15 protein-coding genes are annotated in these 12,679 nt (G+C 38.1%); 7 read left to right on the forward strand and 8 right to left on the reverse strand.

Translation table 11 applies throughout. The features are described 5' to 3' along the window. Positions 1-24: 24 nt before the first annotated feature. The 3 genes from V7O61_RS08905 (at position 25) to V7O61_RS08915 (ending at position 3,222) form a co-directional block, all read left to right on the forward strand. Entirely contained in the window at positions 25-891 is an 867-nt protein-coding gene (locus tag V7O61_RS08905; RefSeq protein WP_023843838.1) for a class I SAM-dependent methyltransferase, read from the forward strand. Between the two features lie 625 nt (positions 892-1,516). After that, positions 1,517-1,636, forward strand: a complete 120-nt coding sequence (locus V7O61_RS08910; protein ID WP_023843839.1) for a symporter small accessory protein — start codon at positions 1,517-1,519, stop codon at positions 1,634-1,636. Then, the gene (locus tag V7O61_RS08915) at positions 1,636-3,222 is read left to right on the forward strand and encodes a sodium:solute symporter (RefSeq protein WP_407282093.1); all 1,587 of its coding nucleotides are present in this window, start codon (positions 1,636-1,638) and stop codon (positions 3,220-3,222) included. The genes V7O61_RS08910 and V7O61_RS08915 overlap by 1 nt, the downstream gene beginning before the upstream one ends. A gap of 83 nt (positions 3,223-3,305) precedes the next feature. On the opposite strand, the gene V7O61_RS08920 is transcribed toward V7O61_RS08915, so the two are convergent. Next, positions 3,306-4,583 (reverse strand): ATP-binding protein, encoded by a 1,278-nt coding sequence (locus V7O61_RS08920; protein ID WP_407282092.1) that lies wholly within the window; start codon positions 4,581-4,583, stop codon positions 3,306-3,308. A 415-nt stretch (positions 4,584-4,998) separates the two neighbouring features. Beyond that, positions 4,999-5,694, reverse strand: a complete 696-nt coding sequence (locus V7O61_RS08925) for a metal-dependent hydrolase (RefSeq protein ID WP_407282091.1) — start codon at positions 5,692-5,694, stop codon at positions 4,999-5,001. A gap of 140 nt (positions 5,695-5,834) precedes the next feature. On the opposite strand from V7O61_RS08925, the gene V7O61_RS08930 reads away from it, so the two are divergent. Both V7O61_RS08930 and V7O61_RS08935 read left to right on the forward strand, forming a co-directional pair. Further along, positions 5,835-7,019 carry a DUF2117 family protein gene (locus V7O61_RS08930; protein WP_023843846.1) on the forward strand — a complete coding sequence of 395 codons (1,185 nt, stop codon included), beginning with the start codon at positions 5,835-5,837 and terminating at the stop codon, positions 7,017-7,019. A 99-nt stretch (positions 7,020-7,118) separates the two neighbouring features. Continuing rightward, positions 7,119-7,499 (forward strand): transcriptional regulator protein, encoded by a 381-nt coding sequence (locus V7O61_RS08935; RefSeq protein WP_407282090.1) that lies wholly within the window; start codon positions 7,119-7,121, stop codon positions 7,497-7,499. A gap of 24 nt (positions 7,500-7,523) precedes the next feature. Here V7O61_RS08935 and V7O61_RS08940 read toward each other — a convergent pair whose 3' ends face one another. Both V7O61_RS08940 and V7O61_RS08945 read right to left on the reverse strand, forming a co-directional pair. After that, a complete protein-coding gene (locus V7O61_RS08940; protein WP_023843848.1) occupies positions 7,524-7,736 on the reverse strand; it encodes a hypothetical protein in 213 nt (70 codons plus the stop codon). Then, the gene (locus V7O61_RS08945) at positions 7,733-7,858 is read right to left on the reverse strand and encodes a hypothetical protein (protein ID WP_023843849.1); all 126 of its coding nucleotides are present in this window, start codon (positions 7,856-7,858) and stop codon (positions 7,733-7,735) included. The genes V7O61_RS08940 and V7O61_RS08945 overlap by 4 nt, the downstream gene beginning before the upstream one ends. A 183-nt stretch (positions 7,859-8,041) precedes the next feature. Here V7O61_RS08945 and V7O61_RS08950 point away from each other — a divergent pair, with 183 nt between their 5' ends. After that, the gene (locus tag V7O61_RS08950) at positions 8,042-8,740 is read left to right on the forward strand and encodes a hypothetical protein (RefSeq protein ID WP_407282088.1); all 699 of its coding nucleotides are present in this window, start codon (positions 8,042-8,044) and stop codon (positions 8,738-8,740) included. Between the two features lie 26 nt (positions 8,741-8,766). Here the strand turns inward: V7O61_RS08950 and V7O61_RS08955 are convergent, their stop codons facing one another. Both V7O61_RS08955 and V7O61_RS08960 read right to left on the reverse strand, forming a co-directional pair. Next, positions 8,767-9,492, reverse strand: coding sequence for a MinD/ParA family protein (locus tag V7O61_RS08955; RefSeq protein ID WP_407282087.1), 726 nt, complete (start codon positions 9,490-9,492; stop codon positions 8,767-8,769). Positions 9,493-9,497: 5 nt separating this feature from the next. After that, on the reverse strand, positions 9,498-9,905 hold the full coding sequence (locus tag V7O61_RS08960; RefSeq protein ID WP_288070245.1) for a hypothetical protein: 408 nt from the start codon (positions 9,903-9,905) through the stop codon (positions 9,498-9,500). 171 nt (positions 9,906-10,076) lie between these two features. On the opposite strand from V7O61_RS08960, the gene V7O61_RS08965 reads away from it, so the two are divergent. After that, a complete protein-coding gene (locus V7O61_RS08965) occupies positions 10,077-10,754 on the forward strand; it encodes an ATPase domain-containing protein (protein ID WP_288070252.1) in 678 nt (225 codons plus the stop codon). Positions 10,755-11,308: 554 nt separating this feature from the next. On the opposite strand, the gene V7O61_RS08970 is transcribed toward V7O61_RS08965, so the two are convergent. Together V7O61_RS08970 and V7O61_RS08975 are read right to left on the reverse strand one after the other, a co-directional pair. Continuing rightward, on the reverse strand, positions 11,309-11,890 hold the full coding sequence (locus V7O61_RS08970) for a hypothetical protein (RefSeq protein ID WP_023843854.1): 582 nt from the start codon (positions 11,888-11,890) through the stop codon (positions 11,309-11,311). 21 nt (positions 11,891-11,911) lie between these two features. Further along, positions 11,912-12,676, reverse strand: coding sequence for a GNAT family N-acetyltransferase (locus tag V7O61_RS08975; RefSeq protein ID WP_023843855.1), 765 nt, complete (start codon positions 12,674-12,676; stop codon positions 11,912-11,914). Positions 12,677-12,679: the final 3 nt, after the last annotated feature.

The raw sequence follows: 12,679 nt of genomic DNA on the forward strand, positions 1-12,679 counted from the left end.
CTTAAAAATGCAAATGTGTGCAGTATGTCACTGAAAGCCATTGGAAAAGTATCAAATTTTGCAGATGAAAAAACAATGCAGCTCCTTGCTCTCTGGAAAGAGAGTGTAAGCATTGTTGAGCTTGAGGACACAGATGCAGAAAGTCTGGTTTATGAAGAATACACGCATTACATAGTTGTCCATGCCCCTCTTGATATGAAATTCCCGGAAAAGAGGGATGAATGGAACAAAAGGTTCTGCAAAACGGCAGGCGTGTCTGTTGTTGAACTTATAAAAATCAATGGCAAGCAGATTTATTTCAAAGGGCTTTTTGCAGCTAACCATGCTCCGGTTTATGGTATTGTCCCTTACACATCATTTGACAAACAGGATGCCGACTTTCCGGAAGCAGGCATGGAACTATTGAAGAAACAGACCATGGAAGTTGCACTTCCGGAAGCTAATGGTAAAACCATACTTGATGTAGGATGTGGAGTTGGCAGCCTGACCTTACAGATGGCAAGGATGAATACTGATTCACAGGTAATGGGAATTGATCTTCTGGAAAAAACCATGGAGCAGTGCCGTCTGAACGCTTTTGCATATGATATTAAAAATGCGGCATTCAAGGCTGAAAGCGTTTATGAGCTTCCTTTTGATGATGAAAGCTACGAAACCGTGACATGCTTCTTTATGTTACATCACCTTGATGATATTCCAAAGGCACTCTCTGAGGTAAAGAGAGTAGTTTCAAAGAACGGTACGGTACTGGCAGTTGAGCCTCTGGACCATCATCATGGAACTGAAAGAGGTATTCAGGACTGGGTAGACCACTTTGAAAAAGCAGGTTTCTCAGTTGAGACGCAACAGATAAGCAGGGCGGTTTTTGTAAAGGCAAAAGTCAACTGCTGATGACTTATTAATTGCAAACAATGAATTAAAAGAACAAGTATTGTTGACCACAAAATGGATGTGGATGGTGCTGGAAAGTGTGGCCAACAATAATTGAAGCAGGATTTTAATGGTTTGGGGGGAAGGGTGGTACACAGTTGGTTGTGCCTTAAAATTCCTGCCTCAACTAAGTACCGTTGAGAAGGCATCATATTTAAGCATATTCTATTTTTGCGAAGTTAATAGTGCCTACTGCTCACGAAATAAACTTAAAACAACTTATAAATGGTTTATTTTATGCAGTTAATCGTAGAGGGATTACTTAGCTATAAACCCTTTTTTGGTAGAGATTTATCTATCAAAATTATTTGATTAGCAATAATAAGGAGGAGCGGACTTATATAGCCCGCAGAAAAAAGACGTGCAATGTCCTCTTTTTAGAGGAAGTGCCTGACATGATTTTGTCATTGCACCGTTTTAGGTCAGTGTTACAAACACTACTTGTTTTTAACACTAAAATATAGTGTGACTCTTTTTTATTTAAAATTTATGCCATTACAGATATTTTTAATTCCTCAATTATATCGAAAAGTTAAAGTATGTTTCATGGTAACAGTTGACATTATTACTATTGGAGTTGCTAATTATGCTGGGAATAACAGACCCACAAATATGGATTGCATATATCTTATGCTTTGTAAGTGCCATCGGATGCATCATCTATGGACTTATACACTGGAACGATGACGACGGGGAGGAAGACTGATGGCTGTCAGTACTCCTATTCTCGGACTGGCCGTACTAGCCTACATGATGGTGGTTTTCTACCTGGGCTGGGTCGGTTACAAACAAACAAAAGACAATGATGACTACATGCTTGCAGGAAGGAAAGTGAATCCTTTCGTACTCGCATTCTCCTATGGTGCTGCATTTATCAGTACATCAGCCATCATAGGATTCGGAGGTTATGCCGGAGCATTTGGTCTTGGAATACTGTGGCTGGTTTTCATGAACATTTTCGTGGGAATCTTTATCGCCTTTGTAGTATTTGGATCAAGAACCAGACGTATGGGTGTAAACCTCAAGGCTGTCACCTTCCCTGAACTTATTGGAAGAAGGTTCCAGTCAAGGTTCATCCAGGGATTTTCAGGTGCACTCATCACCATATTCATGCCACTGTATGCAGGCAGTGTGCTGATTGGTGGTGCACGTTTCATGGAAACCGCCCTGAACATCGATTATAATATCGCGATTTTAATTCTTGCAATAATAGTTGCAGCATATGTAATCACAGGCGGACTAATTGCTGTTATGTACACAGATGCCCTGCAGGGTGCCCTTATGTTTGTAGGAATGGCAATTTTGCTCATAATAACCTATTCCAAACTTGGCGGAGTTACCGAAGCCCACCAGGCACTCACAAATATGGCATATCTAGTACCGGATAACTTTGCAGCTATCGGTCACACCGGCTGGACCACAATGCCGGCATTTGGTTCACCAACATGGTGGACACTTGTATCAACAATTATACTTGGTGTCGGTATCGGTGTACTTGCACAGCCACAGCTTGCTGTGAGGTTTATGACCGTAAAGAACACACGTTCCCTGAAAAGAGCTGTTCTTTCAGGCGGTCCTTTCATCTTCATGATGGCAGGTGTCGCATATATTGTCGGTGCACTTTCAAATGTTTACTTCTTCAACACCCAGGGAATGATCTCCCTTGAGGTTGCAGGTGGAAACATCGATAAAATCATGCCTGAATATATTAACAGTGCAATGCCTGATTACTTTGTAGTCTTCTTCCTGCTGACCCTTCTGGCAGCAGCGATGTCAACTCTCAGTTCACAGTTCCACACAATGGGAACCTCAATAGGACATGACCTTTACCGTGAATTCATTAAAAAGGGAGAGCTTGGACAGACCATCAACATAACAAGAGCAGCAATTGCATTCACCATCCTTGCAAGTGTCGTACTGGCATACATACTTCCAATTAGTATCATCGCCCGTGCAACTGCAATCTTCTTCGGACTCTGTGCAGCAGCATTCCTGCCAATGTACACAGGCGCTTTGTTCTGGAAACGTATGACAAAAGAAGGGGCAATCGCAAGTCTTCTTGTAGGAACCTTCAGTAGTCTTTTCTGGCTGGCTTTTGTGCACAAATCAGAAGCTGCCCCACTTGGAATCAGTAAAGCCCTTTTTGGTGTTGACACCATACTCACAGGAACCTGGACAGTCGTAGACCCGATACTTGTAGCTACCCCAATTGCATTTATAGTAGCTATTGTTGTCAGTCTTATGACAAAACCAACACCACAGGAACACCTTGATGTCTGCTACAAGAAATAGAAATTAAAGAGTTAACTTAAAATTCGGGCATTAATTGCCCACACCTATTTTTTGTCTGTCATTTTTTAGTCAACTAAACTGATTCATTCAGCCTGATAAAAGACATTGTCTTCCGAAACAATCAAAGGCAGATCAATGTGGAAAGTTGAGCCTTCATTAATTCTGCTCTCAACACGGATATTGCCTTTATGACAATTGATTATCCTCTGGCAGATATTAAGTCCAAGTCCCATACCTGAATACTTTCTTGTCAGGGAACTGTCATTCTGGTAGAATTCCTCAAATATCCGGGGAATATTCTCTTCAGCAATACCGACTCCGTTATCCCTGATGCTCAGATACAGGCGGTCTTCTTCCTGTTTTGCAGATATGGATATCGTACTGCCTTGCGGAGAGAATTTTATTGCATTATCCAGAAGATAACTCAATGCATGGAACAGTTTTTTGCTGTCACCATGAATAACAGGCATATCATCAGGAAATTCCGTATGCAATTGCAGGTTCTTTTCTTTTAGTGCACGTGCAGAATGCACCAGAGTAGTTTCTACAAGGTCAGAAAGGTTCAACGGAAGGAAATCATATATGTGCATATCTGAGTGGTCATTTCCCATATATTGCAGAGAATCGACTATCCTTTCAAGTTTGTTAATATTAAGAAGGGATTTATCAAGGGCTTCGGCCTGTTCATTGCAAACCGGTCCCAGGATACCATCATAGAGAAGTTCATTATAGCCTTTAATAATTGACAGGGGTGTTCTCATTTCATGACTGAAAATTGATATAAGTTCTTTTTTCATCTTATCTAAAGAACTTAATTTATCGCTGTTTGAAGAAAGCTCTTTTTCATATTCGATAAAACGTGCCTCATAATTTTTGAGTTTCAAATTGAGCTTTCCGGCATTTACAAGTAAATCCAGGAATTTGTATGAACGTGATATAAACATCTCCAGGTCTGAATTGGAAAGAACCGGCACATCACACACAACTCCCTTACAACCTATTTCATGCTCCTGAAGGAAAGGACCAATATAAATCGAGGCAATGTGCCTGTTCTCAAAAACAAATGGAAACATGGCATGCATCAGATCATGGTCACATCGGTATAAATTATAGGTTTTTCTGTTATTTTTAGCATCTGATAAAGCATCTGAGTTCTCTTTTGCATAATGCAGAGCGCCGGACATTGAACATTGAATTGTGTTTTCCCTGTTGCAAGGTACAAACTGACTTCCAGGCAAGAACAGAACTGTGTTGTTAAGTGTATCAAGTACGGTGTAGGATATACTATAATCCTTACAGAACCCATCCATAAGTTCACGTAGTTCTGCTATATTTACAAGGTCCGTAAATCCATAATCCATAGTTACCACTACTCGATAGTTCTCACTGTTACATAAAAAGCAACATTATTGCATTTTTGTTGTCTTAATTACTCGATTCCATATATAATAATAGGAAACATAGTTACATTTCTAAAAAATATATTAATAATGATTGATAAAGACTAATTGAGTCGAATAATAAACGCAAACCCTTAAATAATAGATAATAGTACAGTTTATTCCGAGTACCTATAAATCATGCGGCACATAAGTTAAAGAACAAAATATCAACAGAATCTAATTATAGTGGCAAAAGCCGTATGACGAGAACTAGAGGGGATATATGTTATAAATAAATGTAACTCGACTTTTGCCTAATCATCCTTCGACATAATGAAATATAAAGCTATCCGTAGTATATAAATGAATAATTAATTATTTTATAGCGGATACATTATAAAATAATTGGAGAGTCAATTTCCATAATAAATACATCCGCATTGGACACTGTTTTTACAAGACTTGCAAAATACTGTGAATCCTGTAAAATAGCTTCATAGGTATTGTAATGCATTGGTACAACTATTTCCGGACGCAACATCTCCACTGCCAGTGCGGCATCTTCAGGTCCCATGGTATAACGCCCACCTATAGGAAGAAGTGCAATTTCCGGATTGTACAATCTGGATATAAGTGCCATATCGCCAAATAGTCCGGTGTCTCCTGCATGATAGATTGACCTTTCACCTGCTTTTATAACAAAACCTGCGGCTTTGCCACCATCTATCTCCCTTCCGGCTTCATCAATAGAAGAAGAATGCATGGCATTGGTCATTGTAAAACTTATATTCCCAATGACAATTGTCCCACCAATATTCATACCTTCGGTTTTTATATCCTTAGACTTCAGGTACTGGGACAACTCATGTATGCAAACAACTGTGCATCCTGTTCTTTTAGCAATTTGCACAGTATCTCCAAGATGATCCCAGTGTCCGTGAGTAACTGCAATAATATCCGGACAGAGGTCATTCACATTGACCTTTGCCGAAGGATTTCCTGTTATAAATGGATCGATAAGGATCATGATGTCATCCACATCTATCCTGAAACATGAATGTCCAATCCAGGTAAGTACAACATTGTTCATGTAGCAAAAACAGTACAGCGGAATAAGAGTTTATCGACAGGAACAACAATGAATTCAATATTAGATATAGTCTCAGATACTACAATGTGAGCAATAATAGACGTAATAATTAATTTAAGTTGGGAGACTGAATACCTATCATGGAAATAGGCATTGTCGTGCACGGACCCGATGTAGTAGATTCCGGAATGGCTGCAAAACTTATTAGCAGGATAAAGAAGCTTGGAGACATTTCTGTTGTTATGGCAGGAACCATCGGGAAAACTGCAGTTCTTGATGCACACCTTGAGAACATAATAGATATAAGTAAAAGTCTCAAACCCAGCAGGTGCATAGAAGAATTCTTCCTGACAAAGGATCTGGTCATACTACTAAACCATGGCAAGACAACTGAGAATGGTCTTCTTTTTGCAAATATTGTCATTTCAAGAATTAAAGACAGAAATGTAAAGCCACTCATCCAGATTGAACGTCCTGGTTTGGCAGATGGCAAAGTGGTTCCCTGGAACTTTAAATCCACGGATGAAGCTGAAAGGTTTTCTAAAATGTTTGGCATGGAACTTGAAGACGTCCCTAAACTTGTCACACCAATCAGTATAGAAGACCACGGACATCGAATCATAAGAAACGTGTACGGCGTCCACGTAGGTGAAAAGATCATGGTCAACGGAATAATCGTAGGATTTGCAGAGTCCGAATATATCCGTATCATCAGTGAGAATGGCTTTATCCGCGAAATTGAAGGTGCCAGAATAAAGGAACATGGCCTTGAAAAACTTCATGGTTACAATAACAGAATTCCAATAGACTTACGTACATGCTGGGTCAAGAGCGGACCTCTAAGAAGTGGTAAGTTCTCTGTTCGCAGGAGAGAAAAAACTCCGGAAAAATCACACGAAGCTTCCGAAAAAATTGTACATTTCCTACCCAGCACCAATAAAAGAAACCAGCGCTTAAGAAAGATAAAAGCCGTTATCATCGACCATGAGGCAGAAAGGACATTTGAACTAATAGGTGATGCAGATATTGCAGTAACTATAGGTGATGATACAACAGACATTGCTGCTGACATTCTCTACAGACTAAGGATTCCGATTATAGGAATTACAGATGGGGATATTGACGGATTCTCACACATGAAGCATATATATCCCGGTTCCGTAGTGATACGCCTTGAACCAGGAAACGATGACATTATAGGGAAAAAGATTCGAGAGACTATTTTCAATGGGAAGCCTGTTGCTGAATTCGACTCGATAATATTATTAAAGAACAATATATTCACATTGTCGAATAAATTAATCATATTTAGAAAAGATTATTAATTATTATCTGCTTTAATTTTGCGCATATATAACTTTAAATATAATAATGTCATATTAGGTGGTAGAGCTCATTAGAGCATAACGTAATAAGGGGTTATTATGAAAGATTTTGAAGTAAAGATACTTGATGACACAGACTACAAGTTCATTGAAGCACTGAAAAGCCTGGGAATGTCCAGGAATGTAGCAACCACACTTACCTACCTTTCAAATGTGGAAGAAGCATCTTCTCAGGAGATTGAGATGAGCACCGGTCTGAGACAGCCAGAAGTAAGCGTTGCCATGAGGCATATGCGTGAAAGAAATTGGATTGATATCCACAACAAGAAAACAGTTGGAAAAGGCAGACCTACTAAGATCTACAGACTTTCCGCTCCAGTTGAAGATATCATCAAACACTATGAACAGAAGATCATAGAAGACACAAAGACAACGATGGACGCCATCACCAAGCTTAAAGATATTACAAAAAGAATGTAAGTTTTTGAGTGTGTCCGGTCAGGATCATCCCTGTGAAGCAATACACATAATGGTCAGATTACCGGGCACAGCAATTCCATCTATTGGAACAGCTTTTTTATCTTTTAAAAGAAGGACAGTTTCCTGGTTTATACCAAGAATGTCCAGAACGTTTTCATAAGTAGTATCAACCGGAACAGTCAGTTTTTTATTTGAAAGGTCCGAATTGATCAGTTCAATATCAAGTGTTATTGTCACTCTACGATCTCACCATCCGGGGATTTCAAATCTTCGAGGTTTTCCTGTATAAGCTTTGCATCTAGTTCTTCGTACTTCTTTTCACCTTTACGCTCATAGTCTCTTTTATGGAACTTTGACATACGAAAACACCTCGAATAAAATCTGCTGCAATAGGTATTAACCCTTTCGGAAAAAAGGAATACTTTATGCAAAAATATCAGATGAACTTTTGTTAAAAATTAAAAACCATCGAGAGTTCAGTATCAATTAGAAAGGTATAAATGCTCGCCGGTACAGTATAATTATACATCACATATAATAAAATGGCAGTGGTAGCGATAGAGATGGGTATTAGTACGCATGAGAGAACACTCGTAGATTTTCTTGCTGTGCTCAGGGGAAAAAGTTCAGTTTTTTGTTATAAGGATGATTTGCAGGCACCAGAACTTGTGACAATTATCACACAGGAAATAGAAAATGAGGAAAAAATTCCCGTAATCCGAATCTGCTGGAATGAAAATGAATTGGAAAGCAAGCATTTTCCAGATAATACCAGTTCATTCTACATATTTAAGAATTTTACTACTGCACTTATCAAAATTGAAAAGATGCTTACCCAGGGAAAACACCTGATACTCGTATCAGACATAAGCAACCTTGAAAAGGAGCAGAATTCACGTCCATATATTCGTTTCCTGTCAATTCTTTTGCGTAAAAGTGAAGAATATGATAGCACCATGATAGCCATGGTTGGTGAAAAATGCAGCAATCCACTGGTTAAGGCTGAACTGATACCTCATTTTAAAAAAGTATTCCTGCTAACAGAAAGCAAGACAATTAAAAGCATAGATGGATCCCCTGAAATGAGATATTCCATAGAAAATGGCAAACTCTATCTTGAAACACAGCTTCAGGACGATATGAACAAAATAAAAGAGATTTTCAGTCTTACACCCGAAGAAAAGAAAGAACTTGACAGGATAGTCGGAGAAAGTCTTGAGGAATACAGGACATCCCTATAACATATCCTATCCAGATTTTTAATTATTTAGTTAACAAGCTTTTCTGCTATCTTTTTTAACTCAGTGCAATATTCACATTCAGGATCATCCTGCATTGCTATTTTTCTGGACCATGATTTAGCAACATAGTCATCATAAGCAATAAGTCCTAAAAGCTCTGTTCCAAGCTTATTGCTGAAATCAGAAACAATAGACATTATATCATCTCTTTTTTCAGCTGGTATCCTGTTAAACAGAAGAGCTGCATGTGTTTCCAGTTTTGCAGACATACTGGAAAGTACATATGTTCCCCTGATATCCTGAATATCAATCGTTGACACAATTACAGCCTTGTCAACTATATTCATGGTTAAAAGACTTGACTTATTGATACCGGGACTACAATCAAAAAGAAAATGATCGATATCCAGTTTTTCTCCAAGTTTCTTTACCAGGGCAAGTAATTTATCCCTTGCTTCACCCGGTGTGTTAAACATTGCAGATATATCTTCTTCACATGCTTTGGAAGGAACTACGTAAACATCAGTTTCTCCGTATTTATAAACGATATCATCTGCACTACATACGCCCTGCAGATAATCTATGAGTGTCATATCATATCTTATATCAAACAAAGAATGCAGACCCGGACCATTTACATCGGTATCGATTATGCAAACTTTGCTGCCCTTTTGAGAGAGCATGACCCCCAGATTTCCAACAAATGTCGTTTTACCCGTACCACCCTTATAAGAATGAAAACTCAAAAGCATTTTACTCACCCAAGTAACTGGTCAAGTTTGGTTTCTACTTCTTCAACCGCAGACCAATGTTCATTGTTCTTGCTTTCAACTTTCTTACTCAGAGAATAATAGATCTTTTTACCTTTTCTTTCCCTTTCAAGCCATCCGGCCCTGTAAAGCTCATTAAGGTATTTGTTTTCTATTGAGCGATGTCTTCCTGTGATATCACTCACTTCATCTGCTGTGCATGAAGTCAGTTTTGAAACTGCAAACAATGATTTACGGATAGAATCTGGAACTGTCAGGAAAACAGCCATTTTATCATTGATTGCCGGGGAATTACGGGCTTCAAGATCTGCAATGCGTAATTCCAGTAATTTCAAACGCTCGTTTATATCATTAAGATATTCCAAAATCCCGTTGTTGTTTTGAAGGTCAGCCATGATAATCAACATGAAGAAGAATTATTTGATTGTAATATCCAATTTAATAGGGCTGATAATATATAAGCTTGCTTAAATACATTTGATATTAAATGATAAACTGACGTTAATCTTTTTAATATTACGACAACCTTATAAAATATCAGTACATAAATAAAAAAAGTGGATGAAATGAGAAGCCCATCATATATCGCAAAGCTGGATGATCTTCTTTACGGGGGACTGATTAAGCCATCATCCATTTTGATTGCAGGTTCTTGCGGGACTGGGAAGACAAATTTGTGTATGCAATCACTTTTCAATGCTGCCAGAAAAGGTGAGAAGTGTGCTTATGTCTCACTATTATCGGAATCAAATGAAAAGATAGTCAGAGCCATGTCCTCATTCTCATTCTATGATGGAAAACTTGTAGGCGACAAACTAAAGATCTTTTCAATTGGTTCAGATGTTGTAGCTAAAGGTGATTTTGCAATCTTTGAATACATCAATGAGAATATTCTGAAAGATAATCCATCCAGAGTTGTAATAGATACAATGAATGTACTTGAAGACATTGAAAGTACCTTTGATGAACGTCCATTCCATAAATCCGAGCTTCGCGCCTTTGTACAGAACCTTTTTCAGGAGTTTGACGACAATAATATTCTCCTGATAGCAACAGGTGAAATACCTGCTGCAAACATCAAATCAAGTCAATGGTCATATCTTTTTGATACAGTAATCACACTTGGTACCATAGATAACGATGAGAGTAACTATCGTTTCCTTGAGATAATCAAAGAAAGAGGAAGTGATTTTATCGCAGGTAAGCACAAGTTCAGTATCACAAAGGATGGAATCACTTTTTAAGAGGACATCAATATTACATGAAAGTGACATATTTCTAAGTTTCATGAGCTAACCAGAATATGTCCGGTATCATATCCCGGTCACCTCTTCTTTTGTAGAAGTTGCTTTGCAGGAAAAATGCTTGTTATATTACAATTACAGGAGGTAGTAGATTTTTCTAACACAAAGCAACCATTATTATAGCATTATTACTATCATTGTAGCATTATTATAATTATGCCTGAAAGAGAGGTGTAAACCACGATTTTGTTGGTTGGTATAATCCATGGCAAACCTCTTTCAGGCTAAATTGAAGCATATTAATCATATATGTACCACAGGTTTCATTATATGATTAATACTCACTAAACCCACTCCCCAGTGTGTTTATTCCCTGACCCCAATTACATAATATGTTTTGCAAGTTATATCAATTAACTGCATTTTTATTCATTATAGCTTTTGAATAAATAACAGCGTTATTTATTTTAACGCCGTTAAAATAGATAAAAAATAAGAAGAGAAACACCAGTAAGCATTTAATAAAAGTTTTGAAATAGTCACGGAAAATGAACTCAAAGATGAAGAGTCATGTCATCCAGTTCACGCTTACAATGATTCTTGATAATATTGTTAAGTCGCATGCGTACTGTTTTCAGACCTTCCTCATCGGTGAAATGAGAAAGCACATCTGCAAGCTGGTCTACCATTAATTGATAATCCCTCTCAGTGCCCATATCCCTTAGTTTTTGCATTGCAGACTCTGCAATTTCAGGAGTCCATTCCTCATTAGTATAATAGGTCTTGTCTTCAACCTCAAGCTTTTTCCTTGCTACGTCATTATTGACCCTGGCAAAAATAAGCTCCACGGTATGAGGATCACCAACAAATTCATTCATAAACTGCATGATGTCCATGACAACTTCAAAATAAGGTATTTCCGGATTCTCAGAATCCTTGAAAATCTGAGACAGCTCCAGTCTTATGTTTCTCTCAGCTGGTTTTAGAAGATAACTGGTTATATCATCAATAATATCTGCACAATTACCGCCATCCATATTTGAGGATAATTCATACGTATTAGCCGGTAATACGTTAAATTTCCCGTAATACTTTAATAAATTCTTACGCAAACGCTGGACATCTAAATTTGCCAAAATATCACCTGAAATTTTAAGTTATTTTAAATCAAATCCCCTGATAAAAGAATTCATTTCGCCTTTCAGTTTACTATCCAGAAGTTCTCTGGAACTTTCAAATAATGTCAAAAAATCACTTATATCATCAGAAGTAATGTTTTTTCCCATGTTTCGTCTGAACTTGAGAGCTTCATAGCTGCCAATCAGCTCAGGCATTACCATTCTTGGATAATCTCCTGCCATTGTTTTCAGCATGTTTCTTGCACGCGGATACGGAAGCATCAGGTATCCTTTATACCTTGATGAAAGGCCGCTGCTTTTAGGATTAAGTGTCGTAAATCCCAGTTTATTTTTGAAGAAGCGTGCAGCACCAGGATTATCTGGCATTGTTATTACATTTGTCTTTAAATGATTTACAGAAGTTGCAAAAAGAAGGCGCCCTATACCAACATGCCTGTGTGCAGGATGGATCTCAACACTTCTTAACAGATGAATGGAATGATGCACTACATTGGTCTTTCCACGATAGGTTTTTTCTGTTTCCTCAGATAATTGTTCAAACCTTGCAAAACCAAGCAGCTTATTGCTGCCTTCTACTGCTACAAATAATGAATGACCTGAACTCAGGGAGCTTTTTAGCAGAAAATCATATGGCATCCCAAACTTGTTATGGAAATAATTAAAACCTATATTGTCAGAATTTCCAATATCTATGTCAAGCTGATCCACCGACGAGCCTGCTTCAAGTATACCATAGCTGACATTTCCTGCTACGTGCAGTATGTTCATACCTTCAATTGACATTTT

Source organism: Methanolobus sp. WCC1 (genome assembly GCF_045690315.1).
GTDB classification, from domain to species: Archaea; Halobacteriota; Methanosarcinia; order Methanosarcinales; family Methanosarcinaceae; genus Methanolobus; species Methanolobus tindarius.